Raw genomic sequence first — 24,784 nt, forward strand, 5'->3', positions numbered from 1 at the left:
ATAGGTTTTTAACTCACCACCGCAATACATGATGAATAAACTGATTTTAGGTGATTGCCTCGACATCTTGGGTAAGATTGATGATGATAGCGTGGATTTGATTTATTTGGATCCGCCGTTTTTTTCTAATCGCAATTATGAATTGATCTGGGGCGATCAGGGTGAAATCCGCAGTTTTCAAGATCGCTGGTCGGGCGGTATTGACCATTACATTGCGTGGTTAAAAGAACGGGTGCAGGCGATGTATCGCGTATTAAAACCGAGCGGTTCATTGTTTTTGCATTGTGATTGGCACGCCAATGCCTATATTCGGGTGTATGTGTTGGATAAGATTTTTGGAGAAGAGAATCTTCGCACGGAAATCATTTGGCAACGACATAATGCACATAACGATGCTAAAAAGAAATTTGCTGTTTTAACCGACACTATTTGGCATTACAGCAAGTCACAAATTTTTTCCTATTACCCAGTTTATAGTATACATTCGGAAAAACATAAGGAAAGTGCTTATAAATATGATGATGAAGATGGCAGGGGATCCTATACGCTGAGTGATATGGGCAGCCCTAATATACGTCCTAATATGATGTATGAATGGATGGGATTTGCGTATCCACCTAAAGGATGGCGGTATGAAAAAGCGACTATGCAAAAACTGCATGATGAAGGAAGAATTTACTATCCTAAACAACAAGATGGTTCTTTTGATTTTACTAAACGACCACGACTTAAACGATATTTGGAAGAACAAAAAGGTATTTTACTTGGTAATGCGTGGATGGATATTTTAGGTGTTCAAGCGCATTCAAAAGAAAAAATCGGTTATCCCACGCAAAAGCCCGAGGCGTTATTAGAACGCATCATTCAGTGCGCCTCAAATGAGGGCGACCTGGTATTAGACCCATTCGTCGGTGGCGGCACAACGGTTGTCGTGGCCGAGCGATTGAAACGGCAATGGATTGGCATTGATCAATCAGTGGCGGCAATTAAAGTAACCGAATTGCGCTTACATGTAAAAGCAGATTTATTGTCGCAACCCTTCACCGTGCAATTGCATAAATACGATTATGACACGCTGCGCTATCAAGATGCATTTGCTTTTGAAAGTTGGATCATCACGCAATACGGCGGCGGGGCGAATACCAAACAAAAAGGCGATCTTGGGATTGATGGCCGCACGGCAAATCATTGCCCAATTCAAGTGAAACGCTCGGATAATATTGGGCGGAATGTCATTGATAATTTCGTATCGGCCTGCCGTCGTTATGATAAAACGCTCTTTGAGCAATCAATTCAACAACAGCAACCCGTCGGTGTGATGATCGCGTTTAGTTTTGGCAAGGGCGCCATTCAAGAGGTGGCGCGGTTAAAGAATGAAGAGGGCGTGATAATTGAATTAGTCACGGTCGAAGAGATTGTGCCAATTGCGAAAAAACCGACGCTGACAATTGAGTGCCGCGATTTAGGCGTGAATCAAAAACAGGTGCGCCAAATTGAATTCACCGCGCACGGTCAATCCGCCGTTGGCATTGAGTTTTATGCGTGGGATTTTGCCTACAATAATGAAGAGCGCGTATTCAAACCGAGTATCATTCGGGAGACGGTCGGCAAACAAACCGAATCCTTTACGGCCGGCACCCATTTTATTGCAGTGAAAGTGATTGATAACGACGGATTAGAAAGCGTCGAAGTGATGAAATTGATTGTGAATGGTGGGACGAATTGTCAAGCGGTGAAAACATCCCCTCCCCCAGCGGGGGAGGGTTAGAGTGGAAAACCCTCTCATTCACTGAAAACAGGGTTTATCATTAAAACGGCAGCATGTCATAATGCGCGATAGTTGGACGGCTTAATTGCAACCCATACTGCGGCAACTTGACATCCAACGCATAGCTGACAATTGCCACTAAATCATTTAAGACAATACCAGGCAGTGTAGCAAACGCCGTCAATTCTTCCGCCGACATATTCCCAAACGCATCCGAGAATAGCGCATTAAACATAAAGTGCGGATCCAAATAACTCACCACCAATTGACTGCCGTCGGGTGTTTTCGCAATTGCTATTTCACACGGCAGCGCGGTTGCATGATGCAATCCCGTTGACATGGCCATTTTTGCATAGGTCGGCGAGCAGGCTTCAATTAACTTGACATTGCCCGGTAATGATAATGGCGTGGGACGCGCAGCGCGCCAACTTGATCCAGTGCTTAATAACGCATCTAATGCGGCATCATGGACACCAGCACCAGTTGCGCCATTCACCGTTAAGGTTGCGGTAATTAAATTGGCGATATTGGCAACATCATCATTGGTAAAGGGCGTCGCATCTCCATTTGCCCGCGTATAGGTCAAATGAATGTAGGGCGAATTATACGGCGTGGCTAACACCGCATGAACGATGTCCCAAGGACTATCCGTTTTAAACCAGGGTCCTTTTGACCAATTCTCCGGCCAATAACCAATATTGGCAGCAGTTAATGCGTGATGCACAATGGCGGGTAATTCTTGATTCACTTGCGCGGGTAATTGCTGCAACGCCCCGGCAAATTCGGGATTTTGCATTTGCTGACCGAATAACACATCCGTAAAAAATAAACTGAAAATCGCTTCGGCATTCAGCATTTCTATTTTAATATCATAGGCATCAGCATAGACCGCAATTTCACACGGTAATGCGGTGGCGTGCAAATATCCATTCGCCACTATCATATCGCCAATGACCGGCGTCACCCCTAATGCTTTACTGGCAAATGCTTGATTACATGCCTCAACAATATGCACTTTCTTAGTATTAGTGGTGGATACCGGTTGATTAGGATCAATTGGTTGCGGCGTGGGGATTTCTAATATCGCGGCATGAATAGCGGCAGTATCATTCGCTGCTTCACCTTCCGGCGCTCCGCCCACAACCCAATTGCTGGCAGCTAATCCTAAAGTTGATTCATCCGTTTGGGCAATGAACTCGGCAATAGCTTGGGCGACTTCAATAGCGCGAGTATTGGTGGCGACGGCGTCCACTTGTCCATTTGTCCATACCGCTGGGACGGTGGCGATTTGAGTGAATGGTGTGAAGTTGGCGTTGGCAATGGCGGGCGCTAATACGAGAGATGCGGTCAATAATAACCGACGGGTGCTGAATTGAATGGCGAGAGGTGTCAAGTTCATACAGCTTTATTCCTAATAAATCACAGAGGTTAAATCCAAGTATGCGGGTGGCGGGTATGTACCATCCACCACACGCCATCATACAATAACGCATTTTATTCCCATTGCACACTGTTTTAACGTGTATTTGGAATGGCGAATATTCACAATTACTGATGCTGATATTGAGCGCAATAACCGCCGCTGTTTTATTGATTGATTGCGTTTATCGAGGTATTCACATCCCGCCGCCAGTGCGCCGGGCCGGTGGTGTGAATTGAATTGCCGCGACTATCCACCGCCACCATGACCGGCATCTCTTCAACAATGAACTCACGAATGGCTTCCATGCCTAAATCTTCAAAAGCAACAATGCGCGCTTGTTTAATCGCCTGCGCCACCAAATACGCCGCGCCGCCCACCGCAATTAAATAAACCGCGCCGTGTTGTTGAATCGCATCAATTGCCGCCGCGCCGCGCTCCGCTTTACCAATCATGCCAATTAAACCGGTGTGTTTTAATAATGGTTCGGTAAAGATGTCCATGCGCGTTGCCGTCGTCGGCCCCGCGGGGCCAACTACTTCATTGCCCACCGGATCAACTGGCCCGACATAATAAATAAACCGATTGGTTAAATCCACGCCCGGCGGGAATGGCTGCCCGCGATTGATTAACTCAATTAACCGCCGATGCGCGGCATCCCGCGCCGTGAATAAGCGCCCAGTTAATAACAACCGCTCGCCCGGCTGCCAAGTCATTAAATCACTTCGCTGCAATTGATCTAAATTGACCCGCCGCGCATCGGCAGTTGGTTGCCAAATCACCGGCGGATACTCTATTAAACGCGGGGGAATGAACTGCGCTGCGCCCATGCCATTTAACGTGAAATGAACGTGGCGCGTGGCGGCGCAATTGGGAATGAGCGCGACCGGCAGCGACGCGGCGTGGGTGGGCGCGGTGCGAATTTTGACATCCAACACGGTGGTCACGCCGCCCAACCCCTGCGCGCCGATGCCGAGGGCGTTGACGCGGTCGCAGATGTCCAGCCGCAATGCTTCGAGGTCGTCCGCCGCGCCGCGCTGACGAATGCTTGGTAAATCAATGTCTTCCATTAACGCGGCTTTAGCTAATAACATGGCTTTTTCGGCCGAGCCACCGATGCCGACGCCCAACATCCCCGGCGGACACCAGCCCGCGCCGAGCGTGGCGACCGTCTGCACCACCCAATCGGCGACGCTGGCGCTGGGATTGAGGATGGCAAAACGGGCTTTGTTTTCTGAGCCGCCGCCCTTTGCCGCGAGGTGAAACGTGACCTGATCGCCCGCCACCAACTCGACATGCACCACTGCGGGCGTGTTATCGCCAGTGTTTTTGCGCGCTCCCAGCGGCGGGGCGACTATTGAAGCGCGCAGCGGGTTGGTCGGATCGGTGTACGCCCGCCGCACGCCCTCGTCAATTAATTGCTGTAAATTCAACGCGCTATCCCATTGAACCTGCATCCCAACGCGCACGAATGCCACGACTAAACCGGTGTCTTGACAAATCGGGCGGTGATGTTCGGCACACAAGCGCGAATTGAATAGAATCTGTGCCATTGCGTCTTTCGCCGCGGGCGATTGTTCTATTTCATACGCGGCGGCCAACGCATTCAAATAATCGGTTGGATGGTAATAAGAGATGTATTGCAACGCGGCCGCAACACTGGTAATGACATCGTCAGCACGAATGACAGGCATGGGTAATTGCTCGGGAATAATAATGGAGTTTTTTAATGCAAATTCTTAATAAATGATCGTTCCCATGCGCCAACATGGGAATGCTGTTTATTGCAAATGCGCAGGTAATGTACGTCGTAAATCTTGATAGGCTTCAATCACGGTTTCGAGTGCATCCTGCACATTGGCTAAAACTTCTTCAATGCTATCGCCTTCCGTCACTAATTCAGGTAATAGCGGTGAAGTCACCGTAAAGCCGCCTTCGGGCTGAGGGTCTAAAATTAAAGGGATTTTGTAAAGCATCGTTTTTGACTCAATTCAAGTTGCAATTAAACGCGCCGTCATTCAAAACTGCACTTGCACATCCAATAACAAATCCGGCCAATACGGCAATTGAATACTGGTCATTTGTTCAGTCGCCAGCGCGGCAAATAACGGCAATGACCGCGCCGCTGGATTACCCAAACGCATGGTTTCTAATGCCGCATTGGACAGGCGAGTGAATGACAACGGCGGCCGTTCAATTGGGCAAAGACTCAAGGTCAAGTGCGCCAGAGCGTGAATAGCGGTGGGATTGGCGGATAATAAGAATGCACAGGCAAATGCACAATACAACGGGCGATGCGGGTGTAATAACTCAGGCGCCGGCACATCCACTGCGACTAATAACACCGCCTGATTGGTGCAGTGACATTGCAATGCCGCTTCTAATAAACCCGCCGCAAAACTGCCATCACCGGCGGCTAAACTACTCGACGGTTGTTGACACTGTTCAGCAATTGACCAATAACCCGCCGGCGCATTATGAACCGAGTTTTGGAATACAGTTGGCGATGGCAACGTATGCTGTTGATAAATCGCACGGCATAATTGATCCACGACGTGCATATCGCCATCGGCGGATGCAAACACGGTGTGCAATTGATTGGTCAATTCGGGCAGCGCCTGCGTCGCTTCACTCGCGGCCGCTAATGCCAAGCGCGTCGGCAGCGTGGCACGGCGGCGCTCATTCGGCGCAAGTTGCAACGGCGGCGGCACTTGCAACGGCGCGGCCGCTGAATAGCGCTCGTCACCGCGCAGCACCGCCCGCGCTGTTGACCAGTCAGGCAATCCCGGCGCGACAATGCCGGTGGCTAAAATGCTGACATCCAACACGGCGCAACCGCTCACACCCGCCCCACAATTAACGCGCAATTATTCCCGGCAAACCCGAATGAGTTACTCAGTACCCGCGCCAGCGGTTGATTGGTGTGGCTGATTTGCAACGGTTTGATCGTCAACGCCGGATCCAGCGTGACGGTATTGACTGTACCGGGCAGCAGACTGTCGCGGATACACAACAGCGCCACAATGGCCTCCACCGCGCCAGCCGCGCCGAGCGTGTGACCGGTGCCGCCTTTAGTCGCACTGGCGGCGATGTCGCGGCCAAATACCGTGAACACGGCGCGATCTTCGGATAAATCGTTGGCCGGCGTGCCGGTGCCGTGCAGGTTGATGTAGTCAATCTCCGCCGGCGCCAGCCCGGCACTGCTCAACGCCGCCCGCATCGCCAATGCCGCGCCGGCGCCGTCGGGATGCGGCGTGGTGATGTGATAGGCGTCACTGCTTTCGCCGTAACCAAGTAACGCCAAGTCGCCGCGATCAGCGCCCCGTTCGAGTAGCGCAAAGGCCGCGCCCTCGCCAATGCTGATGCCGGCGCGGTGCAATCCCCACGGGGTGCAGGGTTGCGGTGACAATAACCCGAGCGCGTGAAATCCTAACAAGGTGGTGATGCAGAGTGTGTCCACGCCGCCGACAATCGCGGCATCGCACAGCCCGGCGGTCAGGGCGCGGTGGGCGGCGGCGAAGGTTTTGGCACCAGAAGAGCAGGCGGTGGAAATCACGCTGGCCGGGCCGTGCAACTCCAGTCGCTGGCGGCAGTAGTCGGCAATTGAGCGGTAGGCGTGGGTGGAGTCAAAGCGTAAATCGGCGGCCAGTCCGGCGGTGCCGCGTTCAAAGTGGTCACGGTAGCGGTCTTCGGTGTGGCGGACGCCCGAGGTGCTGGTGCCCAAAAATAACCCAACGCGGGTGGCGCCGTACTGGTGGCGGGCGGCGTTGACCGCGTCAAAAAAGCCGTCGCCGTGTAACGCCAATTCGGCTAACCGATTGTTGCGGCAATCAAAATTGGTCAGCGCGGGCGGGAGACGCACGTCGTCGAGCGCGGGGATTTCGCCAATCCACGCCGGCACGGGAAGCTCGTCGCGGGTACTGAGCCGCAAGCCGCAGCGTTGTTGCATTAATGCCGCAGTGTGGCTGGCGCAGCCGTGACCGAGCGCGGTGGTCAGGGTGTAGGCACGGATGCGGACGGGGGCAATGGGCATGAGGCGGCGATTGGATAACGTGGCATTTGGTCGGCAATTCACCGCGCATTTTAGCCGACTGATTGCGCTCGTGCGAGTGTCATTGCCGTTAAATACGCCCAACCAATGCCAATGGTGGCAGTGACGCCAATTGAATTGAGCGGCGGTAAGGCGGAAAAAGCTAATAAACCAAACATGACGGCGGTGGATAACGCGGCAATGGTGACGGCAAATACGGTACGGGTTTGTTCGCTGGCGCTATTGATTTGGCGACTGCAAAAGAGGCTGTAGTCAATTCCCAAACCCGTCACCAAGACTAATGAAATCAAATGGAATAGGTTTAATTGGCTGTGAATAAATATCAGGCTTAATACCGTCAATACGATGGTTAAACTGATTGGTAATAACACCGGTTCTATTTGTCCCCAGCGCCGCCGAGCAATAAATAATACAGCAATGATCGCCAGTGCGACGAGTGGTAATTGGCGGGTGGTGGTATTGAAAAAATGGGTTAATAACGCGCCGCTGGCTTGGCGTAAATCTAAATAGTGTAAATGTTGCTGTGCGGCCAATTGTTGTAATGCAGCGACGGCGGGCGCGTCTTTCACATCCGATAACGGGATTAAACCTAACCATTGCTGCCCGAATGGTTGCACTAATAAACCGGCGCGCACGGCTAATACACTGTTGGCTAAATCGGCCAATTGCAACGGCGGCAAGGTTTTACTCTGTTCAATCGCATCGAGGAATGGAGTGAAACGCTCTAATCGAAATGGCAGGTCGTGATTCGCCGCCGTCAATGCGCTGGTTAATTCAACACGCGACGGCATGGCGAATTGACGCGCTAATTGCGTGGCGGGACTCGGTAGCCATTGCGCGACGTTTTCAAATCCACCAATCACGCTGCGCTGTTTTAATTGTTCTAATGCCGGAAGTGCCGCTTCTAATTGCGTTAATAGCGCCGCTTCGCTCTCACCAATCACATAAAATAAGCGCGCCACATCGGCCGCGCCCAATTGCGAACGCATCTCTCGATCTTTCATAATTTCGACCGCAGGAATGGTACTCAAGCGGCGAATATCCGTTTCCCAAATGGTGTCACTTGACCCAATCACGGCAATTAAAACCGCGCTGCTGGCAAATAAAAACCAGCGGCCGGCGCGTAATGATAGTATTGGTAACAACTGCTGCCACCTATTCAGCCAACGATGCGCGGGCAATTGATACTGCGCCGGGATCAATTGCGGCAATAAATACCGTGAGGTCAGCGCGGCAATTAATAAGCCCACTGCGGCTAATAAACCCAATTGCGTTAAGCCAGTTAATTGTGTCCAAATAAACGCCGCGTAGCCAAATACCGTTGTTATCACGCCGAATAAAAATGTTGACCAAAAAGATTGCGCGTGTGCTGCCCGCATTTGGGAAATGTGCGTATAAACGTGTATTGGGTAATCTAATGCCACGCCTAATAACGTGATGCCCAACGCAAATGCAATGCCGTGAATACTGCCGAATAACAGCGTGACCAGCGCGGCGGCCAGCATTAAACCGGTGAATAATGGCAGTACGCCCAATAGCACTAGCGGGATTGAACGAAAGGCAAAAATCAGAATGAAAACCACCGCAATATTGGCCGCAATGCTTAATAAAGTGGTTTCCGTTTTAATGGTCTGCTCTGAGCTGACGGCGAAATACCCCGGCCCCGCCAGTTCTAATGTCAATTCGGGGGTGGCAGCAGTCAGTTGCGTGAACTGGGTATTGATCTGTTGAATGATCGCCCGCTGCGCGGTTAAATCTGATGCGGCTGCTCGGGTAATCACCACTAATAAAGCATACTGATGATCGGGACTAAACCACACGCCCTGTTGCGTATGCGGCAATTGATGTGGTAATAAACTGCGCAATAATTGGCGGTAACACGCGGTCGGATCAGCCGTGATCTGTTGTTTATCCAAAAGCGCCATGCCAGAGGCCAGTTCATTTAATCGCGTGGTTAATGCGGTGTGTAATTCGGGAATGGTGAACTGATTAACACAGTTGGCCGCGGGGCCAATGAGATAGCGATAACGGAATAATAATTCGTCAGTTGCCAGTGCCGCCCAATTCATGCCACCATTGGCAATTTGCAATAAACGTTGATCGGTGGATAATGAATGAACGAGCGCTCGGCTGGTCTTGGCAAGTGTTTCAATTGACCCGCCGCCAATGCGGATTAACAGGGTGCGAGCGGCAATACCATCGCGCAGTTGGGCTAATAACACCTGATCTTGTTGTGTCGCAGATGGTGGTAAAAACTGCGCAAAATCGGTATTGATTTTTAAATAAATGCTATTCCACCAGATCAGGGTAGCTAATAATAAACACCAGCTTATCAGAATTAACCAGCGGCGCGTTGTCATATTTATAGTTGCGGGTACGAATAATAAAAAACTACGGCCGCCGTGCGATTAACTGCATTCGTAAAACGCGGCGGTCAGCATTGGCTTCGGTGATTTCAAGACTGATTAAATTAACGCCATCACCGCTAATCAATAACCGTTGCAACATCGGCAAGAGGGTTGGATTGCGCGGCGTTAATGCTAATGTCCACCTGTCCAATTGCGTCGTATAGGTTAATTGATATTGGGTGCGCAACGTGGCAAGATCACCCGCAAATACGGCGCGCAACGTGCCAATTAACAATTGCAAAGGCGGAATATCGCTAATTAACAGTGTTTTAATCACTTGGTGTGCTGTGATGAGTTGCAACTGTTCGCCAGTGAGAATAAAGCCGTCGCCTTGATCGCTGATGCGTTGAATACGATCTGGCGTATGATAAATTAAACGCCCGCGGGTGCTAATGGCGGTGTGAATTAAACTGGATTCGACCGTTTCTTGATATTGCACCTCGACCATTTGCACTTGACGCAATAATGCCATTAACGTGGTGACATCGGGCGGCTGTAATGAATTGGCGCCGGCGGGCGGGTTTTGAATAGTCAGCATTGCCCAGATGACAATTAAAAGCAGCCGCCGCACGAGCGCAAGTTGTGTATTCAGCCGGGCGGGTGGTAATAAATGTGTATTCATGCAGCAACCGAGTTGATTAGATCACGCGACGGCACTATTGTGCCACGTTAGCAGCAAGTTTTGTATGATTAATGGCGTGGTGTTAATCATGTTCCCGCGCTGGCGGCCGCGAGCGATTAACTGATCTTAATACAATTTGATTACTTTGCCAATGGACAAGCAATGAACTGGTATCAATGGGATGGGCAGGATTTAATAATTAACGTGCGGGTGCAACCGCGAGCGCGGCGGGATGGTTTTGCTGATGTTATTGGCGAGGCAATTAAAGTGCAATTACGCGCACCGCCGGTGGATGATAAAGCGAATGCCAGTTTAATTGCATTATTGGCGGAAAGTTTTCATGTACCGCAGCGGGCGGTGGTGATTATGAGCGGTCATCATGCGCGAATGAAACGGGTGCGAATCACCGCACCCCAACGCTTGCCAACAATCGTGACAGCGCCGCCGAATTAAATGCTGAATTGACGGGATTTATGCGGCTAATGGCGCATGACTTAAACATTTTAGTAGTCATAAAATCGGGGGTTGCGCAATTGGGTTGTAAATTGTAAATTGATTGTTCCATCACTCCAGCGTGGGCAGGGCTGTTAAGTTAGCGGGAATCCAGACTGCGACAATTACTAGATTCCTGCCGCCGCGGGAATAACGAAATGCGCTCTTTTTAATAAATCAATCAGTTATGCGCTGAACCGCATAACTCCTGAAAATATGTAAGATGAGACTTATTTTGATGGTGTGAGTAGCATCACGTTGATTGATATATTACCTAAAATGGGTGCGGCTGTCGGCACCGCGATAGCTGTCGAAATAAGATGCAGTCATGACATACATAATTAAGTCTCATACACAAAAAATCTATCACCGAAACTGATATTTACAGGATAATAACACAATTAATTCCAGATAAGTTGGTCGTAACAATAGCAGCGATTAGGATTTTATGTTGGATTAACTATGATTCACTACTTAATGAAGGTACATCATGTCTATAGAAAAACTTAAAGCAGTTGCCGATCAAATTACTGCCCGTCTTCCCATGGTTAAAAATAAAGGAGAAGAAGCGACAAAACAAGCACTAGTACTTCCAATGTTAGATGCATTGGGTTTTGATATTTGGAATCCAGCCGAGGTCTGTCCTGAATACGAAGCTGACTTCATGGCAGAAAAAAAACAAGGTCAAAAGGAAAAGGTAGATTTTGCAATTCTTATTGAAAATATCCCTCGTATTTATATTGAAGTGAAATCGGTTGATGTGTCACTAGACGGACATGAGGGGCAATTAGCAAGGTATTTTAACGCTACGAAATCGGTGTCACTTGCAATACTAACAAATGGTATCGAATACAGGTTTTATACAGATACAGGTGATTTGAATATCATGGACTCTCTACCATTTAATATAACAAAGTTGACTGAATTAGATCGTGGATTAGAAATTTTTGCTAGATTTCATAAAGCTATTTTTTCTCCTAACGCAATCAGAGATTTTGCAACTCAAATCAATTATACAACTAAAATTTCTGGATTTTTACGCAAACAATTGGATTTAGGAGATAACAACCCATCTGAGGAGTTTGTTCGCTGGATTTTATCAGAAGAAGCTAGTTACACTGGACGAATTAGTCTAAAATCAATAGAGCGGTTTCAACCAATTATTAAAGATGCACTGCAAATAGTGCTTAGAGATATTGTCAGACGCTCCGTGGCCGCACTTGATAAAGAAGTTCGCTCGCCTACATTGCAAGGCAATTCATCTGCTGACAGAAAAAGTTTACAAGAATCCACTGACCAAAGTATACAAGAAGACAACTTAGTAACCCTAACTAAAAAACAGGCTGTCGTAACAGAAGATGAACTTATTCTATTCGCAGCAATCAAAAACTTTTTTGAGCAATCAGAATTTTTCAAACAGGAAATATTTGATAAAAGTCAAAACAAAAAAGTGAGAGCAGAGATTTCTTATGCTAACAATCATATTTATTTTTCCGTTTATCTAAATAGCATTTCAAACTGGATAATTCGTGCTTCGGTAGAATCAAAAACCCCCTGGATTGGATTTAATATTCCATCAGAATTTGGAGAACCTTTAATTCCCCAAGGCATTACAAAAATTCCTTCGTGTCGACAGTCAAAGTTCAGAATTAGTTACACAAAAGACCAAGTCATTCAACAATCTGCTTCATTATTAACTGCAACCATTAAGCATGTTATTAGCAATGCTAATGGAGAATAAGAGTAACTAAACATCAAGCCCGTGAGAGTATATTTCACATTGCCGGTGTGAATGATTACCGACACGGGACGGAATGCTACCATAACTAAAAAATTATGCCGCTAATGGCGCATGACTTAAACACTTTTTCGGGCAGACCCGCGAGCAGGCTTCACAGCCAATGCAATCATCGGCGTCTTTTAAGCTCATCACCATGCCCGGCGCTTCGTCAAAATCATCATCATCGAATTCAGAATCATCTAAATCCAAATCATCTCGATCAATTAAATCAAATACATCACGCGGGCAGACCTTAAAACACCGCCCGCAACCAATGCACTTGTTTTGATTTAAGGCCATGACAAAGGCGGGTGTCCATTCACGTCCGCCGCGTGTTAAACCAGTCATAGAGGGCATGGTTTTTATATCCTGCTGCAATGGATTTTACGATTCAAGTTGCAGTGACCAATTGCGTGGGGCAAGCATGATTGCGTCACGTTCAATTGGCAACTGCGGAAGTATTTTTAATCATTAACCGCGCACGGTCAATTATAAGCCGGCGACCGAGGAATGATCGCCAATTAATTCTAATGCAATTGACAGCACCTTGTCGGCTTCATCTTTCATCTTTGATAATGACGGAAAACCAAAGCGATGCGCCTCGCGCACGGTTTTATCCAATACAACTAATTTGCCGACGGTAATCACAATCCGCCCGAACCCTTCATTATTCAAATGCACCAGCGACGTCGCCATTAACCGGCATTCTTTTTCAATTAAAATCGCAATGGTGTTGTAAAACACTTGGATGCGTTCAATCGCCTGCGCATCCACATTGCCAATCACCGGCAGACTGCGTTTCTTTTCATCGGTTAAAATAAACACGCTCAACATTTTGGTATTACTGACCGTGTCAGCATGACCATACGCATCCGTTGCGCGCAGCTGGCGGATCAATTCCATGCCGAATTCAGTCGTCAAAACTGGATCGTCTTCGGCAATTAAAACAGCGTTGGTATCAGTCATCTTTTCAGTCCTCATCTTAAATGGATGTCAATAAACCCGTCATTCAGTCCAATCTTCCGCGGCCATGGCGTTAAATCGGTCATCATCACGCCCGCCGTGCTGCGTCATCACTCGCGCTAACCACGCACTCGGCCCCGTGCGCAATTCCTGTTGCAATTCAGTTAATATCGTTTTAATCGCCGTCCCCGGCGCGACTTTCATTGCCTGCAATCCTTTGGTGCGCAATTGGTTAATCGCCGCAGCACCAATTGCTTGACAATACACCAGCGCACAGCCATTTAATGCCGCAATTTTCGCCGTCAATTTATTATCATTGCCGTCCATCACTGCGCTGTCATTAAACTGGACAACTTCTAATAAATTGATGTGCGCGGGTGTAATGGCATACAATGCAAACGCGGCCGCCGCACCAAAGTGCTGATCCACATGGCGTAAATCGGCGCTGGCAAACGCCACTTTTAATTGCAGCGGCGCGTTCTGTTCCGGTTCATCCATTGCCGGTGTTAATAATTTGAGGCGGCGTTCTAATGGCATTGGTGCATTGACTCCCGGTGGCGAGTTGTGGCGTTAATCAATGAACACCCGCGCCCGCCATTTGTTTTAACGGCGAATGATACGGATGAATTTCGCCCTTTTCTAATTGCAACATCAAATTGGCCAAATCAAATAACGCCTGCCGCGTCCCGGCGTAACCACTCCAGCAACGTTGATAACCACCAATTAAATCGAATTGCGGAAAACCAATGCGCAATAATGGAATGCCGAGTCGGTTAGCCGAATGAACGCCGTGTGAATTGCATAATAATAAATCGGCTTCGGCGGCGCGGGCGCGCTGTTCTAAATCCTCCAAATCGCCGATTTGCACCTGTTCGGCGCGCACCTGCCGCAAGCGGGCGCTGTTGGTGGGCGCGACGGCCGCGACCGTGCTGCCGCCGACGCTGGCGACTAACTCACTGAATGCAATCAATAAATCGGCTTCAGCAGCGATAGCGACGCGACTGCCGCCGAGCGCAAAATGGGTGTCGAGCATGGCATCTTGTAACTGTGACCGCTGCCGCTCGATGATCGCCGGCACCGGTTCGGCGCTAATAGATGTTAATGTAGCGATGAATTGATCCACCGCGTCTAATCCCATTAAATGATTAAAACGGTAATCGGATACACCCGTCCGTTCGCGTAATACATCTGCTGCGCCAGCCATTGAACCGCCAATAACTAGCGTGGCCGCCGCGTCACCCAATGTCATTAGTTCTTCAATTAAAGTGCCGCCGATGGTTAATGCGCTGTAATCGCTGTCGGCTAAATGACCGTCGAGCGCGTCGCCAATGTCGGGAATGATCACCGGGCGCAGGCGAAAACGTTCCAATGTGTCTTTAATGTATTCCAAATCACCGGGCGTTAAATGCGCACCGACTAATACATTGATTTGCCGTTGCCGCCGGCCGGGTCGCGTCCCCGCCGCGCTCGCTTCTGGCACCAATTCTGCTAACAACGTCTGCACCGCCGTCGCGTAACCCGTTTCGAGCGACCCGACGTAATCCGGGCTGGCAATTGGCACGACCGCGACGTCGGCAAATTCGGGATGACGGCGGCGAAATTCGCGCACGGCACGGCGAACATCCGCGCCCTGCGTCTCTACCAAACCGGTCGTGGGAATGCCGATCAACGCGGGTTGATGTTTCGCGCACAACGTCCGCACACCTTCGATCACATTTTCGTCGCTGCCCATGATCGCGCTGACTTGATCGAGCGCGGTGGTTTGCAGCGGAATTGCTTCGCGGAAATGTTGAATAAAAAAGATTTTGCCAAATGCAGTGCAACCCTGCGAGCCGTGCAACATTGGAATTGCGCGATTAAATCCTAAACACGCGAGCGCGGCACCGAGCGGGGCGCTGGCTTTGAGAGGACTGACCGATAATGCTTTATTACGTTTAATAATGGTTGGCGGGGTGAATTGATTGTGGTTCATGCGGCACCTCCGGCAGTTTCATTAAATGAATTGGACGTGACCCGCCACGGCGGCGCACTCCGTACCGCTGGCCAAATTGGGCTGTTTAATGTCTTATCTATTTGCCGCGCCATTTCAATCATCCCCGCGTAACCGGCATAGCCAAACTCGCGTTCTTGATTCACATCGAGAAATGGCATTCGCGCTTTTAATGCCGTGTACATATTCCGTCCACCGGCAATCATTATATCAGTTTGGTATTGCCGACATAAATCTAATAACCCACGCGGATTACCGTCATCAATCATCACCGCGTCCTCACCCATTAACGCCCGAATACGCGCTTTATCATCTTCAGTAGATTTGCGGGTGCCAGTGGCGACGACGGTCATGCCCAAATCTTGTAATGCCGCAATAATTGACCACGATTTCACCCCGCCGGTGTAAAGCAATGCGCGGCGGCCAGTTAATTTCTCCCGCCACGGTGCCAGCAATTGGTTAATGTTTAATTCTTCACGCGCAATTAACGCCTCGGTGCGGGCGGTTAAATCGGCATCATTTAAGTGCGCGGCGAATGCGCGCAATGCCGCCGACATATCCGTCACGCCATAAAAACTGCCCTCAAACCACGGCGTACCATAGGCGGTTTTTAATTGCCGCGCCACGTTAATCATGGCTTTGGAACACACCATCATATTCACTTCAGCGCGGTGCATCGTTTGCACCTCGTGAAAACGCGCATCACCTGACAACGTGCATAATACCCGCAGGCCGAGTTCATCTAATAACGGCAACACATGCCACAATTCACCAGCGATGTTGTATTCACCAATTAAATTGATATTGTGGATTTTGAAATCGGGGCGTTCAATTCCAATTGGAATGGGCGCAGGTTCACGTTGACCGCACACCTGTTTAATCATCGTTTCACCGGCAATGCGATTACCGAGATTTTTGGTGCCATAAAAGCCGGCCGCGTCTATTGAAATCACCGGCACACCCCAGCGCGTGGTGGCATCTTTACACACCGCATCTATATCATCACCAATTAACGCCGGGACGCAAGTATTATAAACAAACACCGCCGCCGGTTGATAGGTTTCAATTGCCTGTTTAATCCCGTGAAATAACCGTTTTTCACCGCGCCCCATAATGACATCTTGCTCGGTTAAATCCGTTGTCATGCCCAATTTGAATAACTTTGGCCCCGATGAACGAGAGCCGCGATTATCCCACGCACTACCCGCACACGCGCTCGCGCCATGCACAATGTGCGCAACATCGGCAATGGGTAATAATGCGATTTGCGCGCCGTCGAATGAACAACCACCCGCCGTCGCGCCGGGTTTTAATTTCGCGCAACCCGATTTACTTTTATTATTATGTTCACAGGCCGGCTCATCCAACAGCGCGGCAATTTCTGATTGTTTCATTATTCGACATCCTGAATAGCACAATTAAACTGTGCTTTAGCAATTCGAGTGCCAAGCAGTAACTGATTGATTAAGCGGGAAAATCGCGGCGGGCGCGCTGTGTGGTATCAGACAATTGCCGAATAAATCGGACAATTCAGCGCCGTTTCAGGCAAAAAACCTGCTCGGTCAGGCGGTCAAGTCCGCGAGCGCGAAATTGCGGCTCGTCGTCGAGGACATCGTGATCGCCCACCTGCGCGACGTGAAAATCATCACCAAATAATTGCGCGATTTCGGCGGCGTTCACCGCAAATGGCGGCCCGTTCATGCAATTTTGATCGTAATCCACGCTAATCAGCAGCGACACGGCACCGCTCGGCACCAGCGCGGCCAAGTGCGCGGCGTACCGCTGCCGCAGGTCGGGTGGTAACGCGATCAGCGCGGCGCGGTCGTAAATTGCGCCGATTGTGCCGAGATGTGCGGGCATCAGCGCGAAAAAATCGCCGATCAGCAATTCGACCTCGTCACAGGTCACGCGCTCGAACGGCGGCGATTGGGTGCGCGTCGCCGTCAAACCGTGTTCGGCAATAAAATCCTGCGCGGCAATCGGGCTGAGTTCGACGCCGATCACGCGGTGGCCGTGCGCGGCTAACCACAGCAAATCACGACTTTTGCCACACAGTGGTACCAAAACGCGACAGCCGGGCGCGGCGTTGAGGGTCGGCCAATGTTCGGCCAGATGGCGGTTGATCTCGGCACGATGCCAGCCAATCTCGCCACGTTCCCAGCGTTGTTGCCAAAATTCGGGGGTCATTTAATTTATTCCGGTGGGGGCGATGTTGATTTTAAATTGGTCATTTTTAATAATTGCCATTAACAATTATTTACGTCAGACAACTTAATGATTGAATTGTGTGATGTCTGATGAGCGTGACAAATCTAATTGCTGATTCGGCGGCGTAATGACCTAATAACGCACCGGCCGCCCGCTTTTCTGTATGACGCCTTCCGCAATTAAACGCGCTAACCACAATTTCATTTGCGCTTTTGACACACCGAATACTGCCGCCAATTCACTCTCGGTATGCGGTGTTGTTAATCGGGTTATTAATGTGCGCACGGTAGCGAACAATTCATCGGTTAGTTGCGACACGGGCGACGTTTCAATTAAATCTAATGACGGCGGCGCGGGGTTTTTAATTCACAGCCGGCGCAGTCAGGGGCGGTTTAATTACATCAGTTGGTTTATGAGTTTGTGGCAATGTGACCAGCGTTTGCCCTCGCCCAAGTGCCGCCGGTTTTATAATCTGAATGCACAATTAATAACCCAATCCAAATCAATAAATCAGTAATTGATTACAGTGGGTTTCCATGCCCCCGGTGCGGGAATAACTAGCGTAATTACTTGTGCAATTGGCGCTGTGCATGAAGGTAATATAACTTATCTTCACACAGAATATGTTGTATTAACCACTGCTGCATAAAATTTAAAACTTCAGACGCCGATTGTGTCGAATGATGCAGTAAGCCATTAACATGTTCTGCGAATTGATGATGCACCACAGTATGCTTACTTAATTCTGGAAAACCAATTGCTGTCATGTATTGCTCTTCGACGTGAAAGTGCATGTCAATATAATCACTTAAAAAGGCAATGATGGTATGCGCATCAATGTCTTTATGTTCCTTTTCAAGGTCATCGCGCAATTCGGTCACCATTTCAAAAAAAACATGGTGATGCGCGTCCAATAACTCATTGCCAACAGAATACTCGCTTGACCATTGCTGCATGGGTTACTTCCTCATGTATTACTAAAGATGTGTTTATTACCATAAAAACGCCGCGGTCTTTTGATCGGTTTCATCCGCCCGTTCAAAAAGGATTAACACACCTAACGGGACGCGACAGTTAATATAAAAACTGTTTTTTATCTCTGCAACACCCATTAATTAAAATGACGTGATGACTGATGAGATTTGCGAGCGCGGGATTTTAATTGCTTGGTCGAGCGGTGTTTTGGTTTTAATTGATTAATATCGAGTGCGCCGTCCCACAAATCAAATTAGGGATCGGCGCGGGGGTATTTAATGGTAATTGATACGCAGAGTGTGACGCGGTGTGATTAATCGCAACGTGTGTTAATGACGACGACGCCAGTATTTTTTTTTCGTGGGGGCAGCAGCCGCCTTTTCTGGCATCAACGATGAATGATGGCTGGTAATGAGCCAATTACGTCCATCCCAATCATAAGTATAGCTATAGCGCCCGCTGGCCGATTTGCCAGTTTTAGCAAAATCGAATGTGTACAAGCCGGCATCTAATGCAGTATTACACCCGATGTCAATAAAGCGTAAATCAATTTTACCTTTTGGACTGTTTTCCAAAAAATGATGAAAATAATCCTCTTTTTCCAGAGGTGTCAGGCGCGGTTTATTTGACAGCGTCGGTAATAAAATCGAGTGATCAGCATAATTATTTGCCACCACCTGATGCGGATCACCGGTTGCTAATGAATGATTCCAGCGATCAAATAACGCCGCGATTTCTTGTTCATTGGTGGCTTTACAGGTTTCAACCCGCTGTGATTTGGCCCCCGCCACATCATCAGATTGGTGGCGCGTCGAAGCACAGCCGGACAATAACGCAATACTAGAACAAGCAATAATGGACAGTTTCATTATGGAATTAACATTCATTCGTTAACCTCCTAAAATATTCAGCGGTTATTATGTCAACGGGTGGCGTCACCGACCATTTGAACAGTCAATAGTGACTGGTGAATTGTGCGCGTCGTTGGGGAGTGTTGACAAGCAAAATTTACGCGCTGGCTTCACTCGAAATAAGGTGCCGTCTTTTTTACTATCAATCATCAACAACCCACCGCTTATGATACACTTTTGCACAATTAAACTGGTAAATAGCGGCCAGTTTATTTACCACTAATTACTATTTTTTAACAAACTAAAACTCAGTTGCCACACGATTAAAAGCCATTCTATTGTGAGATCGCATTTGCCAATCAATGAGTCTTTATTTGACACGCATCTATAATGCGTACCAATTCGGCAACCGACGTCACCTCCAATTTTTCCATTGCACGGTGGCGATATAACTTGACCGTGCGCAGTGCAATATTCAACTCCAAAGCAATATCATTATTACGCTGTCCGGCCGCCACCCGTCGAGCAACTTCCAATTCACGCGCCGTTAATGTCTCTAACCGCGTCGTCAATACCTGCGTTTGATGATGGGTGGCGCTGACAGCTAACGCCTGATTAATAGCAGTCAATAGCACATCAGCATCAATGGGTTTAATTAAAAAATCCAATGCCCCGGCACGAAAGGCCGTCACCGCTTCTTCTGCACCACTTGAACCACTCATTAATAATAACGGCACATCATCTTGCAGAGCTAACTGGCGTTGCAATTCTAAGCCATCCATCAAGGGCATTTTAATATCACATAAAACACATTGCGGCCCAATCCAAATAGATGGCCTTGATGGTAATACTTCCAGATAATCCAATGCAGAAGAAAAGGTCTCACACGCATACCCTTCTAAATCTAGGAGCGCCTTAAATGCCATTAAAATATCTAAGTCATCATCAATGATAACCACATGCCCCTGGGCGCACCGTTTCATCCAAGCGCGGTCACTTTTATAAGGTGGATTGGCAAACTCTGGTGTCATAAGCAACCCAATTAGTTAATTTAGTGGGAGTGAATGATGAGTCGCGGCAAAGTCAATTCTGCAAGCGCGCCCTGTGGCATAGCATTAGTGAGCGTCAATTGACCGCCATGCTGCTCGGTAATGGTTTGCGCAATAGCAAATCCCATCCCTAAACCGGTGGCTTTGGTGGTGAAAAAAGGTTGACCGACTTGATTGAATACCTCTGGTGTTAAGCCAATACCCGTGTCTTGAATACGAAGGCTAATCTCAGTATCATTCTCAATGAGTTTTATAAAAATGTCGCGCTGCGTAGAATGTGTCACCGCATCCATTGCATTCTGTAATATATTTAATACCACCTGTGATAATTGCACGGCATCTCCGCTGACATACACCAATTGAGTACATACTGGTAAGTGTAGCCTAACTTGCTGTGTTCGTGCAGCGGCTGCCACTAAATCAGCGACTTCATTAATCAATTGATGCACGTCCACCGGCGCTTGATGTGTTGCCACTGGGCGAATAAACCCACGAATACGAGCGATAATATCACTGGCACGTTGTGTATTATGCGCAATCCGATCTAAATCAGCGAACACGGCATTCATATCAGCATCACCGCGCTGTAATCGGCGCCTCACAGTTTGTGCATGAGTCAGAATTGCCGTTAATGGTTGATTTAATTCATGCCCGAGTGAAGTGGAAAGCAAACATAAACTTCGTTGACGATCTAAATGCGCAATTTGTCCGCTCAACCGTTGGTTTTCTATTTGACGGGCTTCGGTTGCTGCCGCTATTCTGGTAATTTGCAATGAACGATCTAGCGCCACGCCTAAATAACCAATGTTGCCAAAAACTGCTGAAAGAATCGAAGCAATTGGAAATGCAATAGCATCAAAACTTTTGCCTAAAATATTCGCTTCGGAATAGCCAGTCATGGCAGTGAAGATGCGGATTAGATAAATGAGCGTAATTAAAGTGTACACGCCAGTAATCCACAAACTATTACGGAATCCTTGCCGGCGCCATATTAACCAACCGCACCAAGCGATTTGTGAACTGAATAAAGCAAAACACACCATAGCAAAAATGAAGCGGAACAGATTATTTTGAACCACCAGATATAAATACTGGTAAGCAACAAAGAATGCTATAAAAATGATCGCTAGATACTTAAATGAGATTGGTGTTTGAAGGTCTAACCGTAGCGATTGAATGCGAGACAAAAATGAAATTAATAACAGCATGTTGGCAACCGAAAATGACAACACATCTGGAACAGTGCCACGCAATGTTAATAGTAAGGTTGCTGTACTAGAAAATAATCCAGCACCACACCATAAATGCACTGCTAACGTATGGCGGTTAGATAAAATAATCCAGATCGTAATTGATAAAATAATGCCTAAAACACTCGTGAATAAAAAGCTCATGCGCGGATCAAAAAATTGTATCATGGTGTCTGATTTATCTTGTTGTGATATACTAGGAAATAAATGGTTAGGTCGGTTATTTGACAGTTGCCCAGTGTTGTGAATAATAAAAACCAACGTGTCCGGCTGAATTCACTCTAAATCCTAGCATGATTTTTTTCATCTGTAACAGTGAATTGTTACCCGTCCACTTTGCCTGACCCCGCCCCTATTTTTATTTGGCTATCTAACGGATTTTAGCGTGGCAAAACCTCCACCCTTACCCGCTTGGCGCACCAGCCAGCGCCCGCCTAATCCTAATAAACCTGCACCACAGCCCCCGCCGCCGCGAATTAAGAAGCACTGGGCTGGTTGGGCAATTTTGAATTGGTTTACGCGCTTTATTGCAACTATTTTTGCATTACCACTCGATGTCGCATTTATTGGTTTATTCGCGGCGGCTGTGATGGTAGCCATTACTCGCGCTGAATTACCCGACACCAGTCAATTAACCGAAGTGACCTTTGAAGAACCCTTGCGTATTTATACTGCACAGGGGTCGTTAATGGCCGAGTTTGGTATTCAACGCCGCCGCGCTATTGCGTATCAAGATTTGCCGCGTGAAGTCATTAACGCTTTCATTGCGGCAGAAGATCAACGGTTTTTTGGTCATGTTGGGATTGATTTGACTGGATTAGCCCGTGCTGCCCTGCATTTATTGCGCACAGGTAATGCCACGCAAGGCGGTAGTACTATTACGATGCAAGTGGCGCGTAATTTCTTTCTTACCCGCGAGCGCACCATGCAGCGCAAATTAGCTGAATTATTATTAGCGTTGCAAATTGAAACCACGCTCACCAAAGAGCAGATTTTAGAACTCTATTTAAACAAAATCTTCTTTGGACATCGGGCCTATGGTATTTCGGCTGCGGCGGAGTTTTATTACCGCAAAACCCTGCCGCAATTAACAATAGCGGAAATTGCCATGCTGGCCGGCTTGCCCAAAGCGCCGTCGGCTAATAACCCGTTGACCAATCCCAAACGCGCTAAAACCCGCCGTGATTATATTTTAGCCCGCATGTACGAATTAGGGTTAATTACCCAAGCACGTTATCAAGAAGCATTAACTGAACCAGTTGCAGTGACGCCTTATACGCCCGAAATTGAATTCCACGCGGATGATGTCGCCGAAATGGTGCGTCAAGAAATGGTCAATTTATACGGTGAAACCGGCGCCTATCAAATGGGCTTGCGTGTTTATACAACGATTGATGAATCATTACAAACGGCGGCCGATGAAGCGCTGCACACCGGGTTAATGGCTTATACTCATCGGCACGGTTATCACGGCCCCGAAGCGCAATTAAAATATGCGCCCCTACTGACCGAAACAGAATTAGACGAGTATTTAGAAACCCGCCCGTTCATTAATGATTTACCCGTTGGCGTGGTGATTAAAGTGACCGCCCGTGCTGCGGAAGTGTATTGCGGTGCGGGTATTAAACGCACCTTGACATTGGCGCAAGTCAATTGGGCGCGGCGCTATCGCTCTCCTAATGGTCGCGGCCCCGCACCCCGGCGGGTGAATGATGCCGTTGCAGTGGGCGATGTCATTCGCTTACGGCAAATAAAAAACGATCAATGGCAATTAGCACAAGTGCCATTAGTCAGCGGCGCATTAGTGGCATTAGCGCCGAATGACGGGGCAATTAAAGCCCTCGCCGGCGGCTATGCGTTTGCATGGAGTAAATTCAATCGCGCCGTTGATAGCCGCCGCCAACCCGGCTCCAGTTTTAAGCCATTCGTGTACGCCGCCGCCTTCGCCAAAGGCTGGACGCCCGCCAGTACTGTGTACGATCAACCGTTCTCCCAGCGCACCGGCAACGGTTGGTGGCAGCCGCAAAATGCCGACGGCCGCTTTCTCGGTGCGATGCGCATCCGCTCGGCATTGGTGCATTCGCGCAACCTCGCCGTGATTGATTTACTCAACCGCATCGGCGTCGCCTACACTCGCGGCTACATCCAACGCTTTGGTTTTACAGCCAATTCCATGCCCGGCAACTTAACACTCGCCCTCGGCGCCGGCGCCACCTCACCGCTGGACATGGCGGCGGGTTTCGCGGTATTTGCCAACGGCGGCTACCGCGTCGTCCCGTACTTCATTTCACGCATCGAGGACGTCAACGGCAACCTGTTATTTGATGCCAATCCCGCCCGCGCCTGCCGCACCTGCTGGGTCGAATCCGCCACACCCGCGCCGCCCGACCAGACCGCCGTCATCCATGCCACCGGCGTCGCCAACGCCCCGCTCGCCGAGCAAGTGATTGACGCCCGCGTCGCCTATAACATTGATTCTATTCTAAAAGAAGTCATCACCCACGGCACCGGCAACCGCGCTCGCGTCTTAAAACGTCCCGACATCGCCGGCAAAACTGGCACGACCAACGACTCCCGCGACTCGTGGTTTGTCGGCTACCACCCCGACCTGTCGGTCGCCGTTTGGATGGGCATGGACGACAACCGCCCGCTCGGTTCGGGTGAATGGGGCGGCACGGCCGCACTCGGCATTTGGGTCGATTTTATGCGCGAAATCCTGCCAAATTTGCCGAAAATCACGCTCAAAGTGCCACCGCGCATGGTCACGGTGCGCAGCGGCGACACGTTAGAATATGTCAGCGAAGAGCATCGCCAAAATGTCCCCGCCGATGCGCCTGAACCGCCGCCCGCCGCGCCCGCGCCCAGACCGAAACCCGCCGCGCCCGCGCCCAAACCCGCGCCGCCGCCGCGTCAAGTGACACCGCGTTTAATGGATGAATTGTTTTAATTAACGTTGT

At 49.0% G+C, this 24,784-nt stretch carries 22 protein-coding genes; 4 read left to right on the forward strand and 18 right to left on the reverse strand.

The genetic code is table 11. From position 1 onward, the window contains the following. Positions 1 to 28 precede the first annotated feature (28 nt). Complete coding sequence (locus HUK38_RS10985; protein ID WP_238787605.1) at positions 29 to 1,768, forward strand: site-specific DNA-methyltransferase; 1,740 nt, start codon at positions 29 to 31, stop codon at positions 1,766 to 1,768. A 40-nt stretch (positions 1,769 to 1,808) separates the two neighbouring features. On the opposite strand, the gene HUK38_RS10990 is transcribed toward HUK38_RS10985, so the two are convergent. The 7 genes from HUK38_RS10990 to HUK38_RS11020 all read right to left on the reverse strand — a co-directional run bounded on the left by HUK38_RS10990 (position 1,809) and on the right by HUK38_RS11020 (position 10,269). Continuing rightward, positions 1,809 to 3,167 carry a DUF302 domain-containing protein gene (locus tag HUK38_RS10990; RefSeq protein ID WP_182584381.1) on the reverse strand — a complete coding sequence of 453 codons (1,359 nt, stop codon included), beginning with the start codon at positions 3,165 to 3,167 and terminating at the stop codon, positions 1,809 to 1,811. 188 nt (positions 3,168 to 3,355) lie between these two features. Next, positions 3,356 to 4,882: a fumarate hydratase gene (locus tag HUK38_RS10995; RefSeq protein ID WP_182584382.1), complete on the reverse strand. Its 1,527-nt coding sequence runs from the start codon at positions 4,880 to 4,882 to the stop codon at positions 3,356 to 3,358. Between the two features lie 87 nt (positions 4,883 to 4,969). Beyond that, positions 4,970 to 5,164, reverse strand: a complete 195-nt coding sequence (locus HUK38_RS11000) for a type II toxin-antitoxin system HicB family antitoxin (RefSeq protein ID WP_182584383.1) — start codon at positions 5,162 to 5,164, stop codon at positions 4,970 to 4,972. A 42-nt stretch (positions 5,165 to 5,206) separates the two neighbouring features. Further along, a complete protein-coding gene (locus tag HUK38_RS11005; protein WP_182584384.1) occupies positions 5,207 to 6,055 on the reverse strand; it encodes a beta-ketoacyl synthase chain length factor in 849 nt (282 codons plus the stop codon). Then, a complete protein-coding gene (locus HUK38_RS11010; RefSeq protein ID WP_338065406.1) occupies positions 6,028 to 7,263 on the reverse strand; it encodes a beta-ketoacyl-ACP synthase in 1,236 nt (411 codons plus the stop codon). Before HUK38_RS11010 ends, HUK38_RS11005 begins: the two co-directional genes overlap by 28 nt. An 8-nt stretch (positions 7,264 to 7,271) precedes the next feature. Continuing rightward, a complete protein-coding gene (locus HUK38_RS11015; RefSeq protein ID WP_182584385.1) occupies positions 7,272 to 9,599 on the reverse strand; it encodes an MMPL family transporter in 2,328 nt (775 codons plus the stop codon). A gap of 31 nt (positions 9,600 to 9,630) precedes the next feature. Next, positions 9,631 to 10,269: a LolA family protein gene (locus tag HUK38_RS11020; RefSeq protein ID WP_182584386.1), complete on the reverse strand. Its 639-nt coding sequence runs from the start codon at positions 10,267 to 10,269 to the stop codon at positions 9,631 to 9,633. Positions 10,270 to 10,431: 162 nt separating this feature from the next. On the opposite strand from HUK38_RS11020, the gene HUK38_RS11025 reads away from it, so the two are divergent. Both HUK38_RS11025 and HUK38_RS11030 read left to right on the forward strand, forming a co-directional pair. Continuing rightward, positions 10,432 to 10,722, forward strand: coding sequence for a DUF167 domain-containing protein (locus HUK38_RS11025; RefSeq protein ID WP_182584387.1), 291 nt, complete (start codon positions 10,432 to 10,434; stop codon positions 10,720 to 10,722). A gap of 529 nt (positions 10,723 to 11,251) precedes the next feature. Further along, positions 11,252 to 12,502: a type I restriction endonuclease gene (locus HUK38_RS11030; protein ID WP_182584388.1), complete on the forward strand. Its 1,251-nt coding sequence runs from the start codon at positions 11,252 to 11,254 to the stop codon at positions 12,500 to 12,502. 93 nt (positions 12,503 to 12,595) lie between these two features. Here HUK38_RS11030 and fdxB read toward each other — a convergent pair whose 3' ends face one another. From fdxB to HUK38_RS11085, 11 genes are all read right to left on the reverse strand, one after another. Continuing rightward, complete coding sequence (gene fdxB / locus HUK38_RS11035) at positions 12,596 to 12,898, reverse strand: ferredoxin III, nif-specific (protein WP_182584389.1); 303 nt, start codon at positions 12,896 to 12,898, stop codon at positions 12,596 to 12,598. Between the two features lie 132 nt (positions 12,899 to 13,030). Beyond that, positions 13,031 to 13,507, reverse strand: coding sequence for a NifX-associated nitrogen fixation protein (locus tag HUK38_RS11040; RefSeq protein WP_182584390.1), 477 nt, complete (start codon positions 13,505 to 13,507; stop codon positions 13,031 to 13,033). Positions 13,508 to 13,546: 39 nt separating this feature from the next. Beyond that, the gene (locus HUK38_RS11045; RefSeq protein ID WP_182584391.1) at positions 13,547 to 14,041 is read right to left on the reverse strand and encodes a NifB/NifX family molybdenum-iron cluster-binding protein; all 495 of its coding nucleotides are present in this window, start codon (positions 14,039 to 14,041) and stop codon (positions 13,547 to 13,549) included. Between the two features lie 37 nt (positions 14,042 to 14,078). Then, positions 14,079 to 15,476: a nitrogenase iron-molybdenum cofactor biosynthesis protein NifN gene (gene nifN, locus HUK38_RS11050; protein WP_182584392.1), complete on the reverse strand. Its 1,398-nt coding sequence runs from the start codon at positions 15,474 to 15,476 to the stop codon at positions 14,079 to 14,081. Then, complete coding sequence (gene nifE / locus HUK38_RS11055) at positions 15,473 to 16,888, reverse strand: nitrogenase iron-molybdenum cofactor biosynthesis protein NifE (protein ID WP_182584393.1); 1,416 nt, start codon at positions 16,886 to 16,888, stop codon at positions 15,473 to 15,475. The genes nifN and nifE overlap by 4 nt, the downstream gene beginning before the upstream one ends. Positions 16,889 to 17,024: 136 nt before the next feature. Next, on the reverse strand, positions 17,025 to 17,681 hold the full coding sequence (locus tag HUK38_RS11060) for a thiopurine S-methyltransferase (RefSeq protein WP_182584394.1): 657 nt from the start codon (positions 17,679 to 17,681) through the stop codon (positions 17,025 to 17,027). 153 nt (positions 17,682 to 17,834) lie between these two features. Beyond that, positions 17,835 to 18,020, reverse strand: a complete 186-nt coding sequence (locus tag HUK38_RS15405; protein WP_202985551.1) for a FaeA/PapI family transcriptional regulator — start codon at positions 18,018 to 18,020, stop codon at positions 17,835 to 17,837. Between the two features lie 248 nt (positions 18,021 to 18,268). Further along, positions 18,269 to 18,658, reverse strand: coding sequence for a bacteriohemerythrin (locus HUK38_RS11070; RefSeq protein WP_182584395.1), 390 nt, complete (start codon positions 18,656 to 18,658; stop codon positions 18,269 to 18,271). A gap of 348 nt (positions 18,659 to 19,006) precedes the next feature. Beyond that, the gene (locus tag HUK38_RS11075; protein ID WP_182584396.1) at positions 19,007 to 19,546 is read right to left on the reverse strand and encodes a DUF4440 domain-containing protein; all 540 of its coding nucleotides are present in this window, start codon (positions 19,544 to 19,546) and stop codon (positions 19,007 to 19,009) included. Between the two features lie 341 nt (positions 19,547 to 19,887). Beyond that, complete coding sequence (locus tag HUK38_RS11080; protein WP_182584397.1) at positions 19,888 to 20,559, reverse strand: response regulator transcription factor; 672 nt, start codon at positions 20,557 to 20,559, stop codon at positions 19,888 to 19,890. A gap of 20 nt (positions 20,560 to 20,579) precedes the next feature. After that, positions 20,580 to 21,524, reverse strand: a complete 945-nt coding sequence (locus HUK38_RS11085) for an ATP-binding protein (protein WP_182584398.1) — start codon at positions 21,522 to 21,524, stop codon at positions 20,580 to 20,582. Positions 21,525 to 22,515: 991 nt separating this feature from the next. Here HUK38_RS11085 and HUK38_RS11090 point away from each other — a divergent pair. Beyond that, on the forward strand, positions 22,516 to 24,774 hold the full coding sequence (locus HUK38_RS11090) for a penicillin-binding protein 1A (RefSeq protein WP_420825173.1): 2,259 nt from the start codon (positions 22,516 to 22,518) through the stop codon (positions 24,772 to 24,774). The last annotated feature ends 10 nt before the right edge of the window (positions 24,775 to 24,784 follow it).

Origin of the sequence: Thiospirillum jenense, assembly GCF_014145225.1 — a bacterium.
Classification (GTDB): Bacteria; Pseudomonadota; Gammaproteobacteria; order Chromatiales; family Chromatiaceae; genus Thiospirillum; species Thiospirillum jenense.

What these genes read in the sequence shown, in the direction of transcription:
- HUK38_RS10985 (WP_238787605.1), top strand. Translation starts at nt 29, where the DNA reads ATGATGAATAAACTGATTTTAGGTGATTGCCTCGACATCTTGGGTAAG.
- HUK38_RS10990 (WP_182584381.1), bottom strand. Translation starts at nt 3,167, where the DNA reads ATGAACTTGACACCTCTCGCCATTCAATTCAGCACCCGTCGGTTATTA.
- HUK38_RS10995 (WP_182584382.1), bottom strand. Translation starts at nt 4,882, where the DNA reads ATGCCTGTCATTCGTGCTGACGATGTCATTACCAGTGTTGCGGCCGCG.
- HUK38_RS11000 (WP_182584383.1), bottom strand. Translation starts at nt 5,164, where the DNA reads ATGCTTTACAAAATCCCTTTAATTTTAGACCCTCAGCCCGAAGGCGGC.
- HUK38_RS11015 (WP_182584385.1), bottom strand. Translation starts at nt 9,599, where the DNA reads ATGACAACGCGCCGCTGGTTAATTCTGATAAGCTGGTGTTTATTATTA.
- HUK38_RS11020 (WP_182584386.1), bottom strand. Translation starts at nt 10,269, where the DNA reads ATGAATACACATTTATTACCACCCGCCCGGCTGAATACACAACTTGCG.
- HUK38_RS11025 (WP_182584387.1), top strand. Translation starts at nt 10,432, where the DNA reads ATGAACTGGTATCAATGGGATGGGCAGGATTTAATAATTAACGTGCGG.
- HUK38_RS11030 (WP_182584388.1), top strand. Translation starts at nt 11,252, where the DNA reads ATGTCTATAGAAAAACTTAAAGCAGTTGCCGATCAAATTACTGCCCGT.
- fdxB (WP_182584389.1), bottom strand. Translation starts at nt 12,898, where the DNA reads ATGCCCTCTATGACTGGTTTAACACGCGGCGGACGTGAATGGACACCC.
- HUK38_RS11040 (WP_182584390.1), bottom strand. Translation starts at nt 13,507, where the DNA reads ATGACTGATACCAACGCTGTTTTAATTGCCGAAGACGATCCAGTTTTG.
- HUK38_RS11045 (WP_182584391.1), bottom strand. Translation starts at nt 14,041, where the DNA reads ATGCCATTAGAACGCCGCCTCAAATTATTAACACCGGCAATGGATGAA.
- nifN (WP_182584392.1), bottom strand. Translation starts at nt 15,476, where the DNA reads ATGAACCACAATCAATTCACCCCGCCAACCATTATTAAACGTAATAAA.
- nifE (WP_182584393.1), bottom strand. Translation starts at nt 16,888, where the DNA reads ATGAAACAATCAGAAATTGCCGCGCTGTTGGATGAGCCGGCCTGTGAA.
- HUK38_RS11060 (WP_182584394.1), bottom strand. Translation starts at nt 17,681, where the DNA reads ATGACCCCCGAATTTTGGCAACAACGCTGGGAACGTGGCGAGATTGGC.
- HUK38_RS11070 (WP_182584395.1), bottom strand. Translation starts at nt 18,658, where the DNA reads ATGCAGCAATGGTCAAGCGAGTATTCTGTTGGCAATGAGTTATTGGAC.
- HUK38_RS11075 (WP_182584396.1), bottom strand. Translation starts at nt 19,546, where the DNA reads ATGAAACTGTCCATTATTGCTTGTTCTAGTATTGCGTTATTGTCCGGC.
- HUK38_RS11080 (WP_182584397.1), bottom strand. Translation starts at nt 20,559, where the DNA reads ATGACACCAGAGTTTGCCAATCCACCTTATAAAAGTGACCGCGCTTGG.
- HUK38_RS11090 (WP_420825173.1), top strand. Translation starts at nt 22,516, where the DNA reads ATGGCCGAGTTTGGTATTCAACGCCGCCGCGCTATTGCGTATCAAGAT.